General features: G+C 29.6%; 10 protein-coding genes. All 10 read left to right on the top strand.

Features of this window, described 5'->3' with window-relative positions; translation table 11 throughout:
* The first annotated feature begins 13 nt into the window (after nucleotides 1-13).
* The 10 genes from ACEN92_RS04300 to ACEN92_RS04255 all read left to right on the top strand — a co-directional run bounded on the left by ACEN92_RS04300 (nucleotide 14) and on the right by ACEN92_RS04255 (nucleotide 26,306).
* On the top strand, nucleotides 14-4,669 hold the full coding sequence (locus tag ACEN92_RS04300; protein WP_495641138.1) for an amino acid adenylation domain-containing protein: 4,656 nt from the start codon (nucleotides 14-16) through the stop codon (nucleotides 4,667-4,669).
* Between the two features lies 1 nt (nucleotide 4,670).
* Nucleotides 4,671-5,363, top strand: a complete 693-nt coding sequence (locus ACEN92_RS04295) for a thioesterase II family protein (protein WP_495641137.1) — start codon at nucleotides 4,671-4,673, stop codon at nucleotides 5,361-5,363.
* A gap of 167 nt (nucleotides 5,364-5,530) precedes the next feature.
* On the top strand, nucleotides 5,531-5,860 hold the full coding sequence (locus ACEN92_RS04290) for a peptidase associated/transthyretin-like domain-containing protein (RefSeq protein ID WP_495641136.1): 330 nt from the start codon (nucleotides 5,531-5,533) through the stop codon (nucleotides 5,858-5,860).
* A gap of 118 nt (nucleotides 5,861-5,978) precedes the next feature.
* Nucleotides 5,979-7,886: an alpha/beta fold hydrolase gene (locus tag ACEN92_RS04285; protein WP_495641135.1), complete on the top strand. Its 1,908-nt coding sequence runs from the start codon at nucleotides 5,979-5,981 to the stop codon at nucleotides 7,884-7,886.
* Nucleotides 7,887-9,039: 1,153 nt separating this feature from the next.
* Nucleotides 9,040-16,071 carry an amino acid adenylation domain-containing protein gene (locus ACEN92_RS04280; RefSeq protein WP_495641134.1) on the top strand — a complete coding sequence of 2,344 codons (7,032 nt, stop codon included), beginning with the start codon at nucleotides 9,040-9,042 and terminating at the stop codon, nucleotides 16,069-16,071.
* Nucleotides 16,072-16,230: 159 nt separating this feature from the next.
* The gene (locus ACEN92_RS04275; protein ID WP_495641133.1) at nucleotides 16,231-17,850 is read left to right on the top strand and encodes a cyclic peptide export ABC transporter; all 1,620 of its coding nucleotides are present in this window, start codon (nucleotides 16,231-16,233) and stop codon (nucleotides 17,848-17,850) included.
* Nucleotides 17,838-22,286 (top strand): amino acid adenylation domain-containing protein, encoded by a 4,449-nt coding sequence (locus ACEN92_RS04270; RefSeq protein WP_495641132.1) that lies wholly within the window; start codon nucleotides 17,838-17,840, stop codon nucleotides 22,284-22,286. The genes ACEN92_RS04275 and ACEN92_RS04270 overlap by 13 nt, the downstream gene beginning before the upstream one ends.
* Nucleotides 22,287-22,303: 17 nt before the next feature.
* Nucleotides 22,304-24,691, top strand: a complete 2,388-nt coding sequence (locus tag ACEN92_RS04265) for a TonB-dependent receptor domain-containing protein (RefSeq protein WP_495641131.1) — start codon at nucleotides 22,304-22,306, stop codon at nucleotides 24,689-24,691.
* Between the two features lie 6 nt (nucleotides 24,692-24,697).
* The gene (locus ACEN92_RS04260) at nucleotides 24,698-25,672 is read left to right on the top strand and encodes an aminoglycoside 6-adenylyltransferase (RefSeq protein WP_495641130.1); all 975 of its coding nucleotides are present in this window, start codon (nucleotides 24,698-24,700) and stop codon (nucleotides 25,670-25,672) included.
* Nucleotides 25,620-26,306, top strand: coding sequence for a 4'-phosphopantetheinyl transferase family protein (locus ACEN92_RS04255; RefSeq protein WP_495642326.1), 687 nt, complete (start codon nucleotides 25,620-25,622; stop codon nucleotides 26,304-26,306). The genes ACEN92_RS04260 and ACEN92_RS04255 overlap by 53 nt, the downstream gene beginning before the upstream one ends.
* Nucleotides 26,307-26,571 lie beyond the last annotated feature (265 nt).

The raw sequence follows: 26,571 nt of genomic DNA, 5'->3' as shown, positions 1-26,571 counted from the left end.
AAAAGCGCCAGTAATGAATAGCTATAAAAATTGGATATTTGAAAATCAAAATGCAGTAAACAATCTATTAGATACAGAATTAGAGTACTGGTTGTCACAAATTGATTTTTCAGATGGGTTTGAAAAAAATGATGGCATAAGCTTCAGAGATATTGTGAAAATTAAAAAGGGAAATCATGAATCAAATAAAGATTTACAGGATAAAATAATTACAGCACTTTTGTTTTCATTTTACGATCTTACTAAAGCAGAAACTTGTGTAATCGAAAGAGAAGGACATGGAAGAGATTCCATTACTAATCATGATGTGTCAGATGTAATAGGTTGGTTTACATGTAAGTACCCTACTAAGTATAACATTGTTAAACAATCTCTTGAAGAAACATTAAGTGCTGTCAAAGTAAGCAATGGTGAAGTGCCAAATGGCGGAATAGGCTTTGAAATTTTAAAGTATTACGGACCGGTATATATCAGTAGACAAATGGAATCTGAATCTATACCTGTTATACTTTTTAACTATTTGGGAGATTTATCATATAAAGCAGGCAGCCAAAAATCAGAATCAGTAGTAAGTAATAATAAATTGATACTCTCTTCGCATTCTGCATTTTCATCAACTATTGAGAAAACAGACAGGTTCAGTCAAAATAAACTTAATAAAATAATCTTTAATGCATGGATTCAGGAAGATATTATTAATTGTGAATTTAATATCAGTGAAGAACTGGGATTCGATCAGGAAATGTGCAATAATTTTATTGATTTTTTTAAAGATTATCTTGAAAAACTAGTCAATAAAAAACAAGATAATTTAAAAGATAATATAACCCCTTTTCAAAAAGGGTTAGTGGGTTATGCATTAAATTATCCCGATAATAAGAATTACATCAATCAAAATAGTTATGAGTCAGAGGAAAACATATCGTATGATTTTTTTCGTCAGGTATGTAGTATTGTAACCTCAAAATATGAAATTTTAAGGACTTGCTTTACCTTTAATTACGATACAGGAAATTTTGCGTCTATTACTTTAGCGCCTGGAACTGTAATATGCGAACATTTTGAAATAGAGAATGATTCCGACTCAGAAGAATTGATAAAACTCCTGAATGAGATAAAATTTAAAGGCTTTGATATCGAGAAAGAACCTTTGATTAAGTTTTCATTAATAAAAATAAAAAACAATAAAAGTATAATAGTAATAACCAGCCATCACATTATTATTGATGCAACATCTATTTCTTTTATTCTTAATGAATTGATGCAAGTTTCAACCGAATTGAAATTAGGAAAAGAACCTTTGATAAATGCCTCATCCACAGTACAATTTTCAACTTATGTTGATTGGATTAATTCAAAAGATGAGAAAAAAGCAATAGATTACTGGACAGATCGCTTAAAAGATGTTGAACCAAGCTTGTTAGAATATAAAACAGTAGGCGAGTCTGAACTGAAAGAAAACACATTCTCTGATTTAGAATATAATTTTGATATAAGTACAGTCTCACTAGACATTTTAAAAAAGCAAAATATCACATTATCGGCTACATTTAATTTTTTAGTAGGTTTGATTTTCTCAAAATGCAATGGAACAGATTCATTTGTTTGGGGAAATACTGTTACCTTACGACCTTTTGGTCAGGATGATATGGAATCAATTGTAGGGCCGTGTATTACCACAATTCCTGTCAAAGTAAATTTTAATTCAGAGAAAACAATTTTAGATGCTATAAAAGAGGTACAATTTCAGGTTTTAGAATCACAGGAATATGCTTATCTTACATTTAATGATATTATTAGAAATACGGGCCATCAAAATTTGTTTAGTATTTCCTATGGATTTCAAAACTATATAAAATTTGGAATAAATCAGGATGAGGATAATTTCAGTTTGACTCAAATTGCTCACGATAGTAATATTTCTTCCCACTTTCCTATAAATATAATGTTCATCGAAGAGAAAAGTGGATTAAAAGTGAAGCTAAGATATAGAAATGATAATTTTACAAGCTATTTATTAAATGATATTACTCACGGAATTGTCAAAATGTTTAATAATTTAGACAAAATTAAAGATAAATCACTTAAAAATATATCCATTTTTGAAATTGCAGAACTTAAAAAAGCAAGTTTGGATGGACCACATTATGATTTGTCAAATATTACTTTACACGGGCAGTTTAGCGAGATTGCAAAAAAGTATCCTCAAAATATTGCAGTAATTGATCTTGATCAAAAACTTACTTATCAAGAGTTAGATAAAATGAGCAATGGTATTTGCAATTTGCTTCTTAAAAATAAAATATCAGGTCCGGTTGGTATTAATATGAAACGTTCAGCAAATTTAATAGCATCAATTATCGGGATATTAAAAGCAGGCTGTCATATCGTTAGTATAGAAAAAGACTTTCCTCAGGAAAAAGTAGAATGGATAAATGAAAATATAAAACTATCAGCGATACTTACCGATACTGAATCAAAAGTAAATTTGGAGATTAAACATTTTGTAATTAATGAAATTGATCTTGTTGATGATATTACACTGCCGGTAGTTAATCCAAGTTCGCTTTGTTGTATAAATTATACTTCTGGTTCAACTGGAGTACCTAAATTAGTTAAGATTAGTCATTCCGGGCATGTTAACCGAATATTGTGGTTAAAAAATAATTTTCCTGCTACTCCGGAAGATATATATGGTTTTAAAACACTATTATGTTTTGGACCTTCGTTAAGAGAAATATTTGAACCACTTATGCAGGGAAGCACCTTATTTGTATATTCTGATGAATCAAATAATAATCCAATATCATTTCAGGAATTATCGCGAACAAATACAGTAACAAGACTTTTTTTAACCCCAACATTTATTCAGTTATTGTATGACTGTGAAATGGAAAATGCTTTATCATCATTGCAATATTTGGAGATAAGCGGAGAGCCTATTTCAGTTGAACTTTTCAGAAAACTAAAGAACTCTTTTCCAGCTTTAAAAGTAGTAGGCAGATATGGCGCGACAGAAGCACCGGGAGTAGCCTATTATACAAAAGACACTACAGATAGCCAAAGAATTTTGCCATTGGGTATGCCTATACAAAACACCAATATTAAAGTATTCAACGAAAACCAGGAACTGCTCCCAAAGGGAATTATAGGAGAAATAGCCATTTCTGGTGCTAGTATTTCTACAGGTTATTTTCATAGTGATCTCGAAGAAAATACTTTTATGGAAAGCGAAGGAATCAGATATGTAAAAACGGGCGATTTAGGTTTAATCGATAATGAAGGAAAATTAGTTCTTCACGGGCGTAAAACCAGAATGGTAAAAGTTAGAGGATATCGGGTAGAACCAGGTGAGATTGAATATAACCTGAAACTTCATCCAAAAATAATTAAGGCTATTGTAGTACCTATAAAGGATAAAAACAATGCAAGACTAGTTGCATTTTATACACAAAACAAACCTTTAGATCAAGGCGAACTAAAATCATTTCTTGAGAAAAAAATAGCCCATTATATGATTCCCCATGAATTTGTTGAAATAAATAAAATTCCTTTAACAGATAGTGGCAAAATTAATTATATCGAATTGACAAGAAGTATAGATTTAATTACTGGAACAAATTTAATGGAACCCGATACAGAAACTGAAAGAATAATTTTTGATATAATACATGAACTTATTCCATATAAGGAATTTGGTATTCAATCTAATTTTTTCGATATCGGATTAGACTCAATTTTAGCATTAAGAGCCATTCACAAAATTAGAAAAATGTTTGATGCTGAAATACTCGCATCTGATATTTACAAAAATCAATGTATTAAAGATCTTTCATTGTTCATAGATAAACAACTCAAAAATGATTTTAACCTTTATGAAAATAATTTCTATTGTATTAATTACAATGTGCAGAATGAGTTCCTGTTTTTTGTACCGCCAGTAGGGTATAACACCTTAAACTTTAAAATTTGGGAAGAAATAATTCCGGAAAATGTAAGCTTGGTCGTTTTTAATTCAGTTACCGTTGATGATGCAGTAAATACCACTATTGAAGATATAGCAGCAAATTATATAGATTCTGTCAACACATTTGATTTCTTAAAAAGTATTAATGTTTGCGGATGGTCGCTTGGAGGAACAATTGCCTATGAAATGGTTTCACAATTAGAAAAATCGAATAAAAAAGTAAGAAGTGTGATATTATTTGATCCTGGGTTTTTTACACCTTCTTACGATGAGAATCTTAATGAAGATAAACGTAGGGAATTAATAAAAAGATTACTCTCTGATCAGACCCAAATCAGTTCAAATGTAAATGAAGACCTAAGTAAATCATCAAAGGATAATAAGCTGTTAATTTCGGAAATAGAAGAAAATGTTGTAAACGGAATGGCAAACGCCAACAAATTAGTGATGAATTACAGACCAATGAATTATTCAGGTAAAATTACATTAGTTAAACCTTCAAAAATAGGAGCTGATGAACGGAATTATAATAAACAATTTAATGATTTGGATAAATATTGTTCAGGAATTATAAACCTTAATATAGTAGAAGGAAACCACATGAATATGATAAATAATAATTTGGAGGTAATCAAGGCAATAATTACTGAAGAGTTATTTCAGAACAAAGAAAAATCAAAGAAATACTTAAATAATATTTAAAATGGATTATCAGCTATTTATGCTACACTTTTCAGGCGGAAGTAAATATTCTTTCAACTCATTTACTAATAGATTGAAAGATTCATTTTCATTAGAGCCTGTAGAATTACCTGGGCGAGGACTTAGGTATGAAGAAGATTTAATTTATGATAAAGAAATGGCGGTCAAAGATTTATTGTTTCAAATAAAGGAAAGAAGAAATGAGAAACCATTCATTTTATTTGGACACAGTTTGGGTGCAGAATTGGGTTTTTTAATCACTAAAGAATTAGAAGAAACAGGAGATTTTCCATCTTACTTGGTAGTTTCAGGAAACCCCGGACCGAATATGAGGAAAAACGAAAGACTATTTGAAATTCCGAATCCTTTATTTTTTGAAAAACTAAAAGAATTAGGGGGACTATCAGAAGAGATATTAAATAATAGAGAACTTCTGGAGATATTTGAACCGATATTAAGAGCCGATTTTGAAATTATTGAAAAGAATACTGTAACCCCTGCAGCAAAAATTAAAACGCCAATTTTTGCTCTGATGGGAAATGAAGAAAGATCAGCAGACTTGATATTGAATTGGAAAAATTATACAGAAAGCAGATTTGATTATAATATTTTGCAGGGAAATCATTTTTTTATATATGAAAACAAAGATATCATCTGTGATATTTTGATTAACTGTAAAAATACACACGAATGAAGAGGATGAACACTTGGTAGATTTTTGTTTTCGTCATGTTCCGATGGCACTCAATTACATCACGATTGCTGGTGTATACTATGAATTAAATGATCTTTCTAAAAATCAAAACAAGTGTCAATTCTAAATTAGATAAAATAAATATATTTAAATAAAAACACTATCAGATGAAAAAAATTCAATACTTACTATTCATTTCATTTCTTTTTATGTCTTTTAATGGAATAAATAATTATTCAATATGGGGAAGATTAGTTGATCATGGCTTTAATCCTGTATCTACATTTACAATTAAAATTTTTAAAGAAAAAGACAAGGTTTTTGTTAAAGAGTTGAGTTTTAGTGATAAAAACGGAGAGTTTGTGATAAATGATTTACCGCCAAATAAATATATTTTAGAAATAACTGTTGAACAATATACTAAGTACAGTATAACAAAAGAAATAATAAACAAAAATGAGTCAGTTGGGGAGATTTGTTTGCAAAACACCTGGTAAAAAACAAAATGAGAATTAGGTAATAAATATCAATATAAAAATTTCCCATTGTCAAAAAAACAATTACAAAAGTGAGCGCAAGATTAGCTAAAAATTATATATTATTTTAAATAAACGAATGAGAATTAAGTCCAACATTAAAAAACTATTTATTTGCATCATTTTTTTTCATTTATTTTTACACATAAATGCACAAAATTCAAATAACACATATAGACTTCAAACTGCTGCAAGTTATTTTCCAGACTGGAAGGAAGTAAATAGCCAGAATATAAAATGGTTTTCTCTAAGTGTTCCTGAAAATTGGGAAAATACCAGTTCAAATAAAACTGTAAAATTAGCTATAGCTGTATTACCGTGTTTTAAAAAATCAAGTAAAAACGTAGTGCATATTTCTGGCGGCCCTGGCGGTTGGTGTATAGGCCCTATCAAAAAATGGTTAAATCATCCCCTAAGAAATGAAGCAAACATTATACTTATTGATTTAAGAGGTACTGGTTTTTCTGAGCCTAGCTTATGTCCTAAACTAGGAGAAGACATCCTAAGGGTGCTTGCCGAAAATAATAATACAACTAAAGATATAAATGAAATTGTCAATGTTTCAGAACAATGCAAAAATGACCTTATCGAAAAAGGAATAGATATAAAAGCATATAATAGTTTAAATATTTCAAAAGATTTGCATGCATTAAAAAAATCATTAGGCATAAATAAATGGTTTGTCTATGGGGTATCTTACGGTACTTATATCTCACAGGTTTATTCTCATCAATTTCCAGATGATTTCGAAGGCATTATTCTAGATTCTCCGATTAATGACCTTAATGAATATTATAAAAATAATACATTCAATTATATTAATAGTCTGAATACTCTTTTTAAAGAAAGTAAACAAAAATACCCTGATTTAGAATCAAAATATTATTCAGTAATAGATAAATTGAGCAAAAAAGGTATAGAGGTAAATGTTGAGAGATCTATTGTTCAAACAGGAAGATTCACCTATAATGCTGACGATTTTAAAATAATTATCCATCAATCTCTTTATAATAAACAATTAATAGAGATGATTCCTTTAATAATAAACGGTTTTTATACAGAAGATAAATTTGTATTGGCCAATTTAGTAGATGCTTTTTCTGAGGCATTAAAAAGAGACTTTGGGACCTATTATTGCGTTTCATGTAATGACGGGTTTACAAATAAAAGTATTGAAGAATATGACAAAAATACTCTTGCATTTAAAAAAAATAAAGGGGGAATATTATTTTATCGTTCAGATCTGTCTGTTTGTGAAAAATTGGAAATTGGCGCACAAAAAATAAATGATTCAACGCAAAAAAATAAAAGCATTAAAGCTTTGATTTTTGCTGGAAAATATGATCCAATTACACCTTTACAGAATGGTAAGGAAATGGCAAAAAAATATAAAAACAGCTTTCTGTTTGAAATGCCATACGGTCACGCAACAAGTTTTTCAAAAGCTGGAAAAGGTATAGTAGAACGTTTTATTAAAACACCTGATAAGAAGCCTGAAATAAAAGAAGAATTAACTCAAATTGAATTTATTTCTAATATTAAATATAATAGCGGAATATCTAAATTGGCAAAAAGTCTAAATAAACCCATCTGGCTATTTATATCACCACTAATTATTGCAATAATGATTATTTTTGGTACATTATTATACTGTATTTTTTCAATTTTCAGGAGCAAAAATAAAAGTTTGAACGTATTGAAATACTTATTTATAGCAAACTCATTGTTGGCAATGATTGTAGTATTTGGTTTTATTTGGGCTATTTTTCAAACTTCTAACTATAATTTGTTTATTCTACTATTTGGATTGCCTGAAAAATATAGCTTTTTGTTTATTTTAAATTATGTGTTTATTGGAACAACAATAATTAATGTATTATACTTACTATTTAAGATAAAGATTATACCAAATTTAGAAGTAGTTTTTTCGATAGCGTTTTCTTATTTATTAATAATTATTTATTTATTTCATTGGGGAATCATCTAATTACGGTATGGTTAATCTCCAATGCCAATTTAATTGTATTTCTCTGTAACCTTGTTTTAGTATAAACCTGAATCTGATTAATAAAAACACCTATTTTTTAATCTAATACTTTTTTAGGTTGCTATCCTGATAGGTTTTCTTAAACCTGTTAGGTATTCCTGGAATTAATCATCATATCTACAAAGTTTTGTCTTGAAGCTCAATGTCATTAAGTTAAGGGATTTTGTATAATGTTTTGTTGGTTAAATTTCAGATAAATCCATATTTTTTAAGCAAATGATTAAGCGTATAGTTTGTCATTTTCGACCGAAGGGAGAAATCTCACTAGAAACTCCGCAAAGAAAATTGCCAATCTTTGTCGATTTACATGTGTGATTTCTCCCTTCTGTTGATATTGACTACGTCTAATAATACAAATTACAGACTTTCAACTCATAATGTTGTCTTGATAGTTTAAGTCTTCGTTAATAAATTCTATATGAAGATTTGATTGCTCCTAAGCCTATCAATAATCTGGTATTTAAAAGTATTGTATTGAATCAGTTTTAAAGAGGTGTAATAATTTATTGATTTTACTTTTTTACCTCAGTTTTCTTTTGATAGACAAGTGATTTTACTTTTTTACCTCAGTTTTCTTTTGATAGACAAGTGATTTTACTTTCACAAATTGCTATGAAGCTTCATTCAGTAAGGGTTTTGCATTGATTTTTGATCCATTTTTACCTTTTCCTTCTTTAAAATAATCTCTTGCGTAGTAAAATTTAATCTTTCGAAATTATCTTCTATTCATTTCTAAATTCAAGAACTTCTATCATTTACAAAAATGATTCTATTGCAAGATTTTATTAAAAACTGTAAAAATACTTTTTCCAAAACAATTTTATCAAAACTTAAGCAGGGACGGGAGAAGCCCGTAATTTTTAGCTAAAAAGCCCGTAATTTTTTACTAAACGCAATGTTATTTTTGTGCTATATGCATAATGAATTTTATGCATTATTAATGAATTTGTTAAGAATAAGTAACGGTTATATTAATAAGTATGAATCGTCATTTTTGATTTTAGAATTACTGATAAAAATTTTGAGCTGAATAAAAAAAATATTTCGTTCACAACAGATACATACACCCGTTAAATAAAATATTAGAAGTTTCATGGAGAATATTAATAAAATTGCAGAGCTTTTTTGGAATACTAAGATTAAGGATAAAGAGCTAATATTTCCATCAAATAAAGAAGTTAATTCCTTTAAATACACGATTGAACTGAAAGAGTTGTGGTATTTACAAAAGATATCCAATAATAATTGTCTTTCACAATTTTCAATAATTACTGCGATATATTCTATATTACTGCACAAATATTTTTATAATTATACGGGTATTATTACCTCTTACAACTCTTTAACAGGAAATAAAGATTCTAACCCATTTTTTTTGGAAGACGATAGCACATCATTAAACAAATCTTTTAAAGAGCATTTGCAGGTGATATCAGAAGAAGTTCAAAATAAATTGAGTTATGCATCATATGACTCAGAGTATTTAAATTTAGATTCTTATTCTCATTTTGGAATCAGTTTAAATGATGCGTCAATAGGTGCGAGTAAATGCAAAGGCGTTTTGTTAAATTTTAATATAACCAATGAAGCATTAGAATTAGCAATTTACTTCAATGAAGATTTTGTAGACAAGTCATTAATACAACATTTAGGTTCTGGCTTTACGAAAATTTTAGTTCATCTTCAGGAATTTATTAGTGGTGGCACAAATGAGTTTGATTTATTAGGCTCAGAAGAGAAGCACCAATTATTATTTGATTTTAATAATACTACAGTAGATTATCCGCAGGATAAAACCATCATCGAATTGTTTGAAGAGCAGGCAGAAAAAGCTCCCAACAACGTAGCAGTTGTTTTTGAGGGAACGGAACTTACTTACAAACAACTTAATGAGACAACCAATCAATTAGGCGCTTATCTAAGAGAAAAATACAATATTGAGCCTGATGATCTGATAGGTATAAAATTAGAAAGAAGCGAACGTATGATCGTTTCTATATTGGGTATTTTAAAATCTGGTGCAGCTTATGTTCCTATTGATCCTAATTATCCTCAGGATAGAATTGATTATATAGAAAGTGATACGAAAAGTAAAATTATTATTGATGAAACTGAATACGGAATTTTCTATAATCAAAAGGAAAACTATACGAATTTAAATTTAGCTAAAATCAATTCTCCCAGAGATTTAGCTTATATAATTTATACATCTGGAACAACAGGAAATCCTAAAGGAGTAATGATCGAACATACTTCTTTGGTTAACAGATTAACCTGGATGCAAAAAGCATATCAATTAGATTCCGGTGAAACTCTTATCCAAAAAACGACATATTCTTTTGATGTTTCTGTTTGGGAATTATTATGGTGGGCTATCTATGGAGCAAAACTTTCTGTTACTAAGTCTGGAGTAGAAAAAGATCCTGCTCAATTAATACAAAATATATATGAAAATCATGTAACGCTCATACATTTTGTTCCTGCCATGTTATCTGTTTTTTTAGAATATGTGAAGGAAAATCCGAAAGAAAAAGAACATCTAAAAAGCTTAAAACAAGTATTTGTAAGTGGTGAAGCACTAACATTACATCAAAGGGAGTTGTTTTATAATGAGTTATCAGCTATTTCTTTGATGAATCTTTATGGTCCTACAGAAGCAAGTATCGACGTAAGTTATTATGATTGTGCAGAGCAGCATAATATTAATTCTGTTCCAATTGGTAAGCCTATTGATAATATCAGCTTATACATTCTCGACGAAAATTTATCTTTAAAACCCATTGGTGCAGTTGGTAAACTGTACATTGCCGGAGTTGGTGTTGCCAGAGGTTATTTGAATAAAACAGTTCTTACAGACGAAAAGTTTGTCAATAACCCTTTTATTCAGGGTACAAAGATGTACGATACAGGAGATTTAGCCAAATGGCTTCCTGATGGAAACATAGAATATATTGGACGAAAAGACCATCAGGTAAAAATTCGTGGTTTTAGAATAGAATTGGGCGAAATAGAAACGCATTTATTTCAATATTCAAAGGCAATAAAAAATGTAATTGTTGAGATTAAAGAAGTAAACCAAGAGAAAGTAATTGTTGCTTATTATGTTTCAGAATCGAAAATTGATAAAATAGAAATCCATCATTATCTACAGGAAAAACTTCCGGACTACATGATTCCGAATTTCTATATTGCATTAGAGAGCATTCCTTTGACTTCTAACGGTAAGGTTGATAGAAAAGCACTGCCTTCTGTTACCGGAGATGATATTATCAGAGGTGAATATGTAGCGCCAAAAAACGAAACCGAAGATAAATTAGCAGCAATCTGGCAAGATGTTTTAGGAATTGAGAAAATAGGAATTACAGATAACTTTTTTAATCTGGGAGGAAACAGTCTAGTCATTGGACAGGTTATCAATAGAATACATAAAGAACTGCATCAGGGTATAACCTTTAAAGAGTTTTTTTCAAGCCCGACAATTGAAGAAATTAGCCAAAAATTGCTGGCACAAGATTTTACCTTCATTACTAAAGCTCCGGAGAAGGCATCATATCCTGTAACCAAATCTCAACACAGATTATGGATATTGAGCCAGTTAGAAGGAGGTTCTTTGGCTTATAACATGCCAGCAGTAGTAAAGTTAAAAGGAAATATCGATAAAATTAAATTTGAAGAATCCTTTGCCTTTTTAATCCAGCGTCATGAAATATTGAGAACCTATTTTAAAACGAATGAAGAAGGAGAAGTACATCAGTTTATAGTACCGACAGAAGAAATTAATTTTAAGATAACAGAAAAGGATTTTACATCTGAAAAAGACCAAAACGCAGTATTTACCTATTTACAGGAAAACAACGCAATTGCTTTTAATTTAGATCAACCTGTACTGATTAGAGCAAGCTTGATTAAATTGAAAGAAGATGAATTTGTGTTTTCCCTGTCGATGCATCACATCATTGGCGATGGATGGTCAATAGAGTTATTGGTATCAGAAATAGTAAAAGTCTATAATTCGTTAAAACAAGGAATAGAAGCTAAGCTGCCTGAATTAAGTATTCAATATAAAGATTATTCAGTATGGCTTAATGAAGTACTGCAACAGGAAAAAAGCCAGGAATCTAAAGCATTTTGGTTACAGCAGTTTGCCGGAGAATTACCCGTATTAGAGCTGCCAAGTTTTAAAACACGCCCATTGGTTCGCAATTATAATGGAAACAGCGCCACGCATATTTTTTCGAAAGAATTTCTAAATAAACTGAAAACCTTTTCAAAAGAGTATGATGCGACCTTGTTTATGACCTTAATGGCTGGAATCAATGCTCTATTGCACCGATATACAGGACAAAATGATATCATAATTGGAACTCCGATAGCAGGAAGAGAGCATCTGGATTTAGAAAACCAAATGGGATTATTTTTAAACACTTTAGCAATACGAACTCAATTTGAGGAAAAAAATAGTTTCCTTGATTTATTAAACAAAGAAAAAAATATTCTGCTGGAAGCCTACGAACATCAAAATTATCCGTTTGATGCGCTGTTAGACGAATTGAATTTAAAGAGGGACACCAGTCGTTCTGCTTTATTTGATGTTTTAGTAGTATTACAAAATCAAAAACAAGTAAAAAGCTTGGTGAATGAAGAAGAATTAACAGGTTTACAAATAGAAAATTACGAATTTGAAAGCAAGAATTCTAAGTTTGATATCACCTTTACTTTTTCGGAATCAGATGTTTTGACCTTGTTAATAAATTATGATTCAGAAATTTATGATGCATTGTTGATTAAAAAAATGTTTTCTCATTTTGAAAACATTCTGATAAAATCATTAGAGCAGCCGCAAAAGCCTGTAGAAGAAATTGATTTTCTAACAGCAGAGGAGCGACAAGAACTTTTAGTTGGATTTAATGATATATTGGTTGATTATCCTAAAGATAAAACACTTATAGATTTATTTGAAGAGCAGGCTAAGAATATTCCTGATGCTATTGCCGTTGTTTTTGAAGATGAAGAACTCACTTATAACGAGCTTAATGAAAAAGCAAATCAACTGGCGGATTACCTTTTAAGCAATGGGCTAAAAAAAGGAGGTTTTGTTTTGCTTTGTTACAATTCGCATATGAGTATGTCAATTGTGGCCTTACTGGGAATCATGAAATCTGGAGGCGTCTATGTACCTCTCGATGCTGATATGCCAGAGGAAAGAGTGGCATATATAATAAAAGACACCAATGCCAATTTTGTTGTAACAAATGATGCTGATTCAGGAATTTTTGTAAATCATAATATTCAAATCATTACATTAAACAATAAAGTTGATAATCAATTTTCAAAAGAAAAAGGATTAAATATTAATAACACAACACTGGATAGTTTAGCGTATTTAATATATACTTCAGGAACTACAGGCGCTCCAAAAGGAGTAATGGTGAATCAACTGAATTTGGTAGATTATTTTTATGGGCTGAATTTTAAAATTCAAATCGATCAGGCTAAAACATTTTTATTAATGTCTTCTTTGTCAACAGATTTAGGTAATACTACTTTATATAGTTCCTTAATTTATGGCAAAACATTACATTTATTATCTAAGGACTCTTTAAGAAATATAGAATATGTACATCAATATTTTGATCAAAACGATATTGATTGCATAAAAATAGTGCCTACTTTTTGGAAAGCATTAGTGAATAACAATAAACCTTTGTTGCCGAAGAAAATGATTGTTTTTGGAGGAGAAGAATTGTCAAAAGGGATCATAGAAAAGATAAAAGAAGTAAATAATCAATTAAAGATTGTTAATCATTATGGTCCTACTGAGACAACTATAGGAAAGCTTATTTATCCTGTGGATGATAAACCACTACAGGAAAGAACACCTCTGGGACGTACTTTTTCGAATGCCTCAGCTTATGTTCTGACAAGCGATTTGGTTCCGCTGCCGATAGGGATTATTGGAAATCTTTACATTTCCGGAGCAGGAGTCTCTAATGGGTATTTAAACAATCCGGATCTTACGAAGGTTAAATTTATCGATAATCCTTTTGTTATTGGTGAAAGAATGTATGATACCGGCGATTTAGTTAAATGGCTACCAGAAGGAAATATTGAATTTATAGGTAGAAAAGACGGGCAGGTAAAAATACAAGGAAACAGGATAGAACTCGGAGATATCGAAGTAATGATAGCCAGGAATCAATATATAAAAGAAAGCTGTGTAAAAGTCGATAAAAATTCGAATTCAGAAAATATACTAATTGCCTATTTAGTGACCAAAGAAGGATATGATGAAGATGAATTTAAAGAATATCTGACCCAAAAAATGCCTGTTTATATGGTTCCTGCCATAATCGTAACAATGGAATCATTGCCAATGACTTCTAACGGTAAAATTGATAAAAAAAGATTGCCAAAAATAGACAGTACAAAAGAGAATGCCGAAATTATACTTCCCGAAAATGAAGTACAGCAAACTCTTGTTACTATTTTAATGGAACTCTTTAAAAAAGATGCTATCTGTATTACCGATAACTTTTTTGAATTGGGAGGGAATAGTTTGTTGGCTATACAATATATAAATTCAATCAATAAAAAACTTATTCTGGATCTAAAACTAAAAGATATTTTTAGTAAGCCAACTGTCAGAAGTCTAAGTAAGTTTATTAATGGGCTGGATTTAAAACATAATGCAAACCTGACAATAGTAAAATCTAAAACAACATCATCATTATTATCCAGCAATCAAAGAAGATTATGGATTTTAAGTCAGGATGAAATAGAATCCAGCGCTTACAATATTTCAACAGCATTGCTGATTGAAGGAATTTTTAGTGTCAAACATTTTATAAATTCATATAACGAGCTTATTAAAAGACACAATAGTTTTAGAACAAGATTTGAATTTGATGGTGAAAATCCTATACAATTTATACAAGAAGAGGCAACGCCAATAATTGAAATTGATGATTATGACTATACACCCGATAATGAAGAATTATTAAAAATTTTAAATGCAGAAAACTTAACAAGTTTTGATTTAAGTACTGCTCCTTTATCAAAATTAAAGATACTTAAATTACCCAATGATACTTACTTTGTCATCATCGTCATGCATCATATTATAAGTGATGGATGGTCTTTGAATATTTTAATAAACGAATGGGTTGAAATATATAATGCATTCGTAACGAACAGAAAAAATAGTTTACCGGAAGTTGATTACACCTATCTGGACTTCGTTTCATGGCAAAACGCTATAAAAGAAAATGATGAGCATAATGAAAATGTTCAATATTGGAAAAACAGGCTGGAAGGCGGAATAGAGAAATTAAACCTGATTAAAAATCAGCATCCTGTTAAAAAGGATAGTAAAAGTGAAGGTAATGTTACTGATTTTTATATTGAAGATGAGGTTTTTACCCTGCTGAAAAAAATCTCAATTGAGCAAAATGTTTCCCTGTTTTCAATTTTACTGACAAGTTTCAGTGTTTTATTGCATCATATTTCAGATCAAAAAGATATCGTGCTGGGGAGCTCTATTACCGGAAGAAACAGAAAAGAATTTGAATCTATTATAGGCTTTTTTGTAAATACATTACCAATAAAAACAACAATCAATCCCGAAGAAACATTCATTGACCTGCTTATAAGAGCCAATAATGATATAATGCAGGATATTGATCATCAAAATCTTTCTTTGGAAGAGTTGGTAAAACTGAATTTGAAAGGAAAAAATGATTCGAATGCATTATTTCAAGGCAGATTTGTGTTTAATGAAGAATTATATGATTTAAATAATATTGCCGAAAAAATTCAGGTAAATAAACTTGAAATTTTTACGCCAAAAGAATTTACCGCAAAATTCGATTTTAGTCTTGTTATGAGAATTAAAAAAAACAGGCTTTTAGGATCTCTGGACTATAAAAAAGAATTGTTTGATACTGAATATATGGACTTGATTGTAGATAGTTATAAAGATGTTCTAGTGCAGATAAGCCAAAATCAAACAGAAAAAATACATTCATTAAATTCTTTTGAAGGAAAGTATACCGCTTATATGGAAACTAAAACGCAACAAAAAAATAAACAAGTGTTTGATAGTTTTCTGAATTACATGAATAAATAAAACATACCGGAAAAAGGATTGTCAACATGGAAGAATTTTATTGACAACGCCCAATTTAAGGCAATAACAAAGTGATGATACAATAATTTTGACAGCGTTTATTATTTTAAAATTGTAATAAAATAGCTTAAAGAAAAAGTAATTAAATTGAAATACTAAATGATTAAAATTAATCTAAATAAAATTTTACTGTTAATATTCTATTCGTTAGTTAATACCTTATTAACGCTTGGAATTATATATATACTAAATGTCGCAATAACAGATGAAAATTTTAAATCTAAGAATTATCTAATAATTACCTTCTTTTCTTTTATTGTTTATTCTTATTTGTTGAACCTGTTTTTTCAAAAAAAAATAATTGATTACACCTACAATTTTGTGTATGATAATGAATTATTCCTAGCTAAAAAGCTTCAAAGTTCTTCCTTAAAACAACTGGAAACTTTAGGAACTGAAAGAATATATGGAATTATTGAAGAAATGAGAGTTTTTATATTTCTACCCGGAATTATGACAAATACGCTCAATTCTTTATTAATGATCTTATTATGTATTGGTTATTTATTTATACTATCCTATAAAAGCACATTAGTGATTGTTGTCTTGATTGCTATCATAGCCTATGTGTACTTTCTTGTCGGCAAAAAATTATCAAAAAAGCTGAGTATTTTAAGAAGTCAGAATGATTTTTTTAATAAATACATTCATGATATTATTCAGGGATTCAAGGAATTAAAGATAAGCGAAACAAGAAAAAATAACTTATATAATAGTGTATCTGCCAATAGAACCGACGCCAAAGATTTAGATAAATTTTTAGCTAATAATTTTAACGCTATCAATATATTAAGCCAATATGGGCTTTATGTAGTTTTTGGTGTCATCCTTTTTTTGCTTCCTGCGTTTGGCATAATTCAGGCAAAAGAAATGGTCTCTTTTGTAACGGTACTGCTATTTATGTCAGGTCCTTTAAATAAAATAATTACAATGCAAAACATGTACACAAGGACAAGAATTGCAATAAAAAGAGTAAAATCCTTTTTTAAAGAAATTAACACAAACGAAATTGAAGAGAACAAGGAGCAATCGCAAATTATTGATTTTCAAAATTTAAAATTTAGAGACTGTAAATTTGAGCATAATTCTTCTTTCGGATTAGGTCCAATAAATCTTTCTATAAATAAAGGTGAGACCATCTTTATAATTGGAGGAAACGGGAGTGGTAAAAGTACTTTCATCAATATGTTAACCGGATTGTATAGCCCTTCATCTGGTGAAATTTTATTAAATAATACTCAGATTCAATCCAATACGCCCAATTATCAAAATTTATTATCTGTAATATTTACAGACAACTATATTTTTTCTCAGAATTATGATAATTATTCTCTTAAGAATAATAAAGAATATATCTCTTTATTAGAATTAATGGAGCTGGATAAGGTTCTTTTGGATGATGAAGAATCATCGGCAAGAAGAAAATTTTCTAAAGGTCAGAGTAAAAGAATGTCTATGATATTTGCGATGCTTGAAAAAAGTCCGATACTAATTTTAGACGAATGGGCAGCAGATCAAGATCCTTATTTCAGAAAGTATTTTTATGAGAAATTAATCCCAATGTTCAAACAACAGGGCAAAACAATTATTGCCGTTACTCACGATGACGCTTATTTTCAACATGCAGATCGGATTTTAAAATTCGAATATGGAAAAATAATAAAAGATATAAGCATAGAAAAAAATGAATTTAGTCAAGCTATTTTATGGAACAATTAATCAATAATTTCCCTCTCACACTTCCACAGCAAGATATTTATTTTGAACAGATTCTCTACCCAAACGACGCTATATACAATATTGGGGCAAAAATTGAAATTAGAGGAAATATCAATGTAGATGCTTTTAAAGATGCTTACATTCATTTAATAAATCAACACGATGCGTACCGAATTATTATAGATTCAAACAACGACATCCCTTATTTTTATATACTTGATAACCATAACTCTCAATTAGAATATATTGATTTTTCTAATGAGGCTGATGCTGAGAAAATTTCTCTGGAATTTATGCGTAAAAATTTCCAGACAGCATTTGACCTGAATAAAAAAGAGCTGCTGCATAAATTTATTTTAATTAAAGTACAGGACGATTTATATTATTTATTCTCTAAATACCATCATATTATTACAGATGGCTGGGGTACATCTTTAATGTTTCAGCGTTTGGTTCAAAATTATAATGAGATAGTGGAGCATGGAAAAATACTATCTGATTATCCATTTAATTATGTTGATTTTGTTCATGATGATATTAATTATCAAGGTTCTGATGCTTTTTTTGAAGACAAAAAATTTTGGGCTAAAGAATTTTCAAATTTACCGGATGCACTAATTCCGTTGATTTCTGAAAAAAAGAATGAAAGTAAAAGGAAGGAATTATACATTAAGAGAGCAATATACAATGAAATCAACGAGCTGGCAGGTAAACATAATGCTTCTGCTTTTCATATCATTTTAGGAGTATTGTATGTTTACTTCGGAAGATATTACAGAACTGATGATTTATCGATAGGTGTTCCGGTATTAAACAGAGGGAAGTCAAGTTTTAAAAAAACGGTAGGGCTATTTATGGGGGTTGCTCCCCTGCGTCTGGCATTGGATTGTGACAATTCTTTTCAGGAATTAATTTTACAAATTAAAAATAAATTACGTCAGGAATACAGACATCAAAGGTTTCCTTTGGGCAAACTTATTCAGTCATTAAATATTTTTGAAGAGACAGAGCGACTATTTAATATTACATTATCTTATGAAAAGCAAAACTATTCCAGTCATTTTAACAAGACAAAAACAACCGTTATTCCTTTAAGCCATGAGTCTGAAAGAGTAGCATTAGCTGTTTATATAAGAGAATTTGACGAACAGGAAGATGTAAAAATTGATTTTGATTATAATGTAAGTTACTTAAGTGATTCTAATATTGATGAATTTGCTATTCATTTTGAAAATATACTACAGGAGGTATTAATTGATTCCTCTCAAAAAATAAAAGATATAAATTACCTTTCTGTACAGGAAAGAGAAAAAATCATAAAAGAATTTAATAACACTTCTGTTTCCTATTCTTCTGAGACTTTTGTTGATATTTTCCTGAAAAATGTAAAATTATTTCCGGAGAAAATAGCTGTTAGTGATGGTGATCAGGAATTAAGTTATTCGCAACTGGATTTTGAATCCAATAAAATAGCAACTTATATTCTTCAAAATATCGATTCGCAGGAAAAAAAGCCTATAGCAGTTTTGTTAAACAGATCTGCTAATTTAGTATGCGTATTGTTGGGCGTTATTAAATCCGGGAGACCTTATATTCCTCTTGATCCTAATTTTCCTAAAGATAGATTAGAATATATTATAGAAAACAGTAAATGTGAAAGCATTATTATAAGCGAAGATCTTTCTGTTAGTTTTGATTTTAAAAATACGAAAGAATTTATATTAGAAGATATACAAGATTTTCAAGCTGAAAATTATATTACGGCATTGCCGGTTTTTGAAGATACGGCCTATATAATTTACACATCTGGTTCGACTGGAAATCCTAAAGGGGTTGAAATTGGGCACAAATCCTTAATTAATTTTTTATGGAGTATGCAAAAGGAGCCAGGTATGACCTCAGATGATATTTTTTATGCAGTCACAACTTATTCATTTGATATTTCAATTCTGGAGTTATTTCTGCCTATCATTTCAGGTTCGGCTTTACGTATTGTTAAGAGCGATGTACTTTCTGATTTAACCAAAGTTATTTCAGATATAGAGCATACAAAACCAACTATTGTACAGGCAACTCCAAGCTTTTTTCAAATGTTGTTTCATGCCGGATGGAAAGGGAATAAATCCTTAAAAATACTTTGTGGAGGAGATTTACTAAGCGAAACATTAGCTGGGAAACTTATTAGTACTTGTAAAGAAGTTTGGAATATGTATGGTCCAACGGAAACAACAATCTGGTCAAGTACAAAAAAAATAGTACAACCCTGTGATGCTAAGAACATTGGGAAACCAATAGATAATACCTCTTTTTATGTTTTAGATCAATGGCTTAATCCGGTTTCGATTGGTGCAATTGGCGATATTTATATTGGTGGTGATGGTCAGGCCAAAGGATATTACCTGAATACTGAATTAACAAATGAAAGATTTCCTTATATAACGGCTTATAACGAAAGATTATACAATACCGGAGATTTAGGTAAATGGAATGATAAAGGTGAAATCGAATTTTTAGGAAGAAATGATTTTCAGGTTAAAATAAGAGGCTATCGAATCGAGTTAGGCGAGATTGAAGAAAAATTAGTAAAAATATCTACTATTGACCAAGCTATTGTAATTACTAAAAAAATAAATGACGAGGCTTTTTTGGTTGCTTTTGTAAAAACGAATGATCTGTTTCAGGAAGATTTGGTTACTGAAATTCTGCAAAAAGAATTACCGGAGTATATGGTACCAAAAATCATTGTAAGATTAGAAAATTTTCCATTAACGCCTAATAATAAAATTGATAGAAAAGCGCTGGCAAACCAAAGTATAACATATAGTCTGGATAAGGTAGCGTTGCCGCAAACTGAAACAGAGAAAAAGCTGCTTGAAATATGGTTGGGAAAACTGCCTGTAAATCAGATAAGTATCACGGATAACTTTTTTAAATTAGGCGGTCATTCCTTAAATGCAGTTCGAATAATATATGAGATCAATGAGTTATTTGCCTGTAACTTGTCTCAAAAAGATATTTTTATTAATCCAACTATTAAGTCTATAGGAGCATTAATCGATAATGCGTCTAATGAAACTATAATCAATCCAATTTCAACTGCTCCTGAGAAAGAATTTTATGATCTTACTCATGTACAAAAAAATATATGGTTTGCATCTCAGCGAACTGAAGCATCGATAGCCTACAATATGAATGCTGTTTATGAAATTCAGGGAAGTCTTAATATATCTATTTTAAGTCAGGCGTTATCACAGGTTATTAATAAACACGAGAGTTTAAGAACGAACTTTTTTGCATTGGAAGGAATTCCAAAACAAAAAATAAAGTCTGCCGCTGAAGTAAATTTTGAATTGAAAACTATTGAGGTAGAAAGGGAACAATTTGATACTGTCGCAGCTTCAATTTTATATAAAGAATTTGAATTAGAGCAAGACTTATTAGTAAGATTATACCATGTTGTAACAGATGAATTAACACAGTATTTGTTGTTTTCAACACACCACATTATCATGGATGGATGGTCTGTTGAAGTCTTTATAAAAGAGTTAATGGCTATTTACAACCAATTGTCTGAAGGAAATGAATATGAAATCAGCCAATTACCATTTCAGTTCAAAGATTATTCAGAATGGATAAATAACCAGCCTTTAGATGAAAATGCTGCTGCATATTGGGGGAAAGAATTGAAAGGATATCAGACCAAAGATTCCTTTTTTAGAGACTTAAAACATGATGAAGTTTCGTTTAATGGCAATCAGGTTCATTTTATAATTGATGCCAGTGAAAAAACGGAGCTGGTTAAATTAGCAGACACGCTTAATTTAACGGTATACTCCATATTAATTTCATTAGTAGGTTCGTTCATACATAAGTATTCCAAGCATAAAGATATTTGTATTGGCACGATAAATTCCGGTCGAAATTCGACAGAATTATTTCCATGTATTGGAATGTTTGTAAATACAGTTCCATTACGATTTATGATAGAGGAGGAGGATACTTTTAGTGAAGTCTCCTATACTATAAATCAAAAAATTATTGATTCATTTGAGAATTCAAATTTCCCTTTTACAACATTACAAAATAGGAATTCACCATTGTTCGATGTAATGATTGCATATCAAAACCCGGATTTTTCATTAACTAATATTTCGGGATTTAATGCAGTTGAAACAAAGCTGTTTCAATATAAACACAAAGTTAGCAGATTTCCTTTAACATTTAATTTTTATTATGATGATGATAAATTATGTTGTGACTTAGAGTACAATTCAGATTATTACTCGCTGAATAATATTACAATTATTATTGAAAAATTTAAAAAAATAATAAAGGAAATCATAAAAAGCCCTGACGATAGATTGGCAGATTATGACATTTTATTACAAACAGAAAAAGAACTTAAGCAAAACATCGAAATCAATTTTAATTTTTAAATCAGAATATCAAAAATATGAAACGTATACTATCGGTTATTTTTTTATTTATCATTTCTACAAATTGTATCGCACAATATAATATATCGGGTAGAATAAAAGACAGTAATGAAAGCGCTGTATCATTGGCAAAAATTGAAATTATTGCAGTAAATGATACCGTAAAGATTCACCCTGTCCACTCAGGGATTGATGGCACATTTAGTATTAAAAACATAAAAAACGGCAATTATATTTTAATCGTTTCTGCTTTGTCTTTTCAGGAATATAAAACAGATATCGCTATAGAAAATAAAGACGTGGACATTAGCCCCATTATATTGATAACGGATAATGTTTTGAAGGAAGTTGTGATATCAACAAAAAAACAACAAATGGTTCAAAAGACTGATCGTTTGGTTGTTAACGTTGAGGGTACTCCAATAGGAATTTCCGGAAGTGCATTAGAAGTATTACAAAGAATGCCCGGAGTAGATATTGGTTCAAACGGAAGTGCAATAACGCTGAATGGTAAAACAGAAGTGGGTATAATGATCAATGACAAGCTGGTCAGAGTTCCTATTGCATCTCTTTTGCAAATGTTAAGCAGTACCAATGCAAAAGACATTGATAAAATTGAATTAATATCGAATCCGCCATCTAAATATGACGCAGAATTCACTGGTGGATTAATAAACATAAAACAGATTAAAAAAAATACAGAAGGAACAAATGGCGGTGTCCTTTTAGGAATAGGTTATGGGGAAAAAGACAAGGAAAAAGCGGGAATAAACTGGAATACAAGAAAAAAGGACATTAATTTTTTTGGAGATTTAAATTTTGACAGAAATAACAATCCCCGACAATTTACGAATTCGTCTACCATACAATCAGATAATAATACTTTTTATAATAAAACGGTTAGCGACAGATATCCGGTAATAAACGGCTATTCCGGAAGATTAGGTCTGGATTATTATATAAATGGTAAAACCACACTTGGATTACTTATTAATGGTAATACAAGTAGATTTAAACAAGAAGTATTTGGGAATACAGTGCAAACTGAATCAACCGGCAATAATTCGACGATCGTTTTATTTAATGATGAAGATAGTCAGAGAGATTTATTTAGTACAAATATTAATTTCAATACGAAAATTGATGATTCACAATCCTTAAACTTTGATATTGATTATTTAAACTATTATAACGGAGCTCCCAATAACTACCAAAATATTTATTTTGATGCTACAGGAACTGAGTATAAAAATGAAATTTTTTCGGCAACAAAAAAGACTCCCGTAAATGTTTGGGTTGGGAAAGTAGACTATTCAAAAGAAATAAACAAAAATGTAAAATTTGATTTAGGATCAAAATATACCAATTCAAATCTCGATAATAACGTACTTGTAGAGGATCTGATAAATGGTGCCTATATAAGGAATGAAGAATTTAGCGAAAAATCAGATTTAGTTGAAAATATAGCTGCGGCCTATTCTTCTGTCGATTGGAAAGCAAATGACAAGACTGATATTAAACTTGGTCTGCGTTACGAATATTCGACGCAGAATTTAAACTTATTAAGCAAAGGAAATGTTCTTGATTCTAAATTAAGCGAGCTTTTTCCATCATTCTTTTTATCCAGAAAACTAAATAAGAACAACACTTTGCAATTTTCTTATGGAAGAAGAATTGCAAGACCTACTTATTTTGATTTGGCTCCCTTTGTTTTATTCTTGGATCCAAATACTTATTATTTTGGTAATATTGGGCTTAAACCATCCATTAGTAATGCACTTTCAACAAATTATCAATACAAAAAGTATATAGTGTCGCTGGAGTACACAATTGAAAAAAATGCAATAGCCAGATCACAAGCCACATTTCTGGGTAACACAACCCAACAAGTTTTAACGTCCTTGAATATAGATCATCTGAAGGTTTTAAATTTTTCTGTGTCTTTACCATTTAAGATTGCAGATTGGTGGGATATGCAAAATAACCTTCAATTATCCTATTTAGATCAAAAAATGAATGATAAAAAAGATGGTGATACATTTTATGTTTTAAGAACCTCTCAAAACTTCACATTGCCAAAAGACTTTTCTATTCAGGTATTTGCTTCCTATAATTCAAAAAGAATATCAGGAGTAAGCAATATAGATGATTTTCAGAGGGTAAATTTAAGTATAGATAAAAAAATTCCAAAATGGGATAGTAGAGTTCAATTGAGTTTTAGCGACATTTTTGGACGTGATTATAGTTTTGAGTCTACAGATAATTTGAACAGATCTTATGTTCTATATAGTTATGAACCAAGAGTTATAAGGTTAACGTTTACTTATAATTTTGGAAATAACAAGTTAAAAAAACAAAGAAAAAGAGAAACTGGTTCAGATGAAATTAAAGAACGAATAGACTAAATTATTATGAATGCATCAGAAAGAATAGATACTATAAATAAAGGCATTGAATTATTATTATCCGTCAACGAAGATATTATTTCATTGGTCTCAATAGGGAGTTTTTCTCAAAATTCGATAGATCAATTTTCAGATATAGATTTATATCTGTTTACTAATAATCCTAAAAAATATTTAGACAATGAGAATTGCTCATGGATTAATCCCTTAGGAAAGATAATATCAAGAAGAGTATTTAAAGACTTTCAAGAAGGAGTCGATAAAAACAAAGTGATTTTAGAAGATGGTTTAATGTATGATTTAACAATTATCGACATAAAAAAAATTAAGCTGATTAGCTATTATTTAAAACTAAATAATATTGGCTTAAAATTTATGTTGCCTAGGTTTTTACAAAAAGGTATTGAGGGAAGTATTGTAAAATTCTATGAGACTATAAAAAGAAGTTATAAAATTCATATAGATAAAATTAATCTGAAAAACATTTTAGAAAAAACTATTGCTTTTTCTGAGACTATTATTTTGGATAAAAAATTAGATCAAAATACATTTTTCCAACATTATATTTTTTTTTGGCAATCTTGTTATACCGCGTCAATAAAGCTAGTAAGAAAAGACTTTTATTTTACAATTCTAACCTATGATAATTACATAAAAAAAGAATTAATAAGAATGATAGAATGGGAGGCAATGCTAAACAAAAAATCAATAGATGTTTTTTATAATGGTTTAAAAATATATGATTGGAGGGGAGAAGAAATTTATCATGATTTGTATGGAACGTTATTATCTGATAATATAAATAACATGCAAAAGTCATTGATTAAAACAGCTGAATTATACCAACAATTTTCAACGATTGTGGCCAAAGAATATAAATTTTCTCTGAATAAAGAATTTGAAAGCTTTGTAATTGATTTTATTAAAAATGTGGCTATACCAGAAAATGAAAAGCAACAATCATCTTCCTGTCCAAATTAAGTATCTATTTATATCTGAAGAATTTCATATTAAATATTTTGACTTCTATTTGTCAAAATTGCCCTTTAGAATGAGAGATAAAATAATGAAATTTAAAAGATGGCAGGATGCACAGGCTTCATTATTAGGTATTTATTTAATATTGAACAATATTCTCAATGGGGATATTCATAAATTAATAGATATTGAATATAACAAATACGGGAAACCTTTTATTTTGGGTTTTCCACATTTTAATATATCACATTCAGGTAATATAGTGGTATTTGTTTCTTCAGAGTATAAAGTAGGAATTGATATTGAGCTAGTCAAAGATATTGATATTGATGATTTTAAGTTACAAATGACAAATACGGAGTGGAATAAGATTGAGTTATCTCTCAATAAAACAATTGCTTTTTATGAGTATTGGACTCAAAAAGAGGCAGTTATTAAAGCGACTGGTAAGGGATTAAGCATCCCTTTGAAATCTTTTGAGATTAATGAGGGACTTACCTTAATTGAAGAAGAAAAATTTTATGTAAAAAAAGTACCCATAGATCAAAATTATATATGTCACTTGGCAATAAAAAATATTTTTCAAAGTGATGTTTTTTTAAACATAGAAAAGATTGTGTGTCCACAATGTGGATAGGATGCACGACAAATTGCATTTATAAAAGGCTATTGTCACTGACCTAAAGAAAACCAGGTATTTTGTGATTTAGATAAAATAGTAGCTATTGTTACAAAACCATCAGCAATGAGGGAAAAATTCATTATGAAAAGAAAATGTTATTAGTACAAGAAGCCTACTTCTCTTAGTATAATACAGGAGGTACATCCTGAAAAAATAATAAATAAAGAAACAAAAAAATCATTTGATAACTTTTAAATAATATAAACAATTAAATCACACA

This window comes from Flavobacterium sp. Flavsp81 (genome assembly GCF_059491325.1).
The sequence above is the reverse complement of the archived record's forward strand: the minus strand, read 5'-3'. Positions and strand labels throughout refer to the sequence as shown.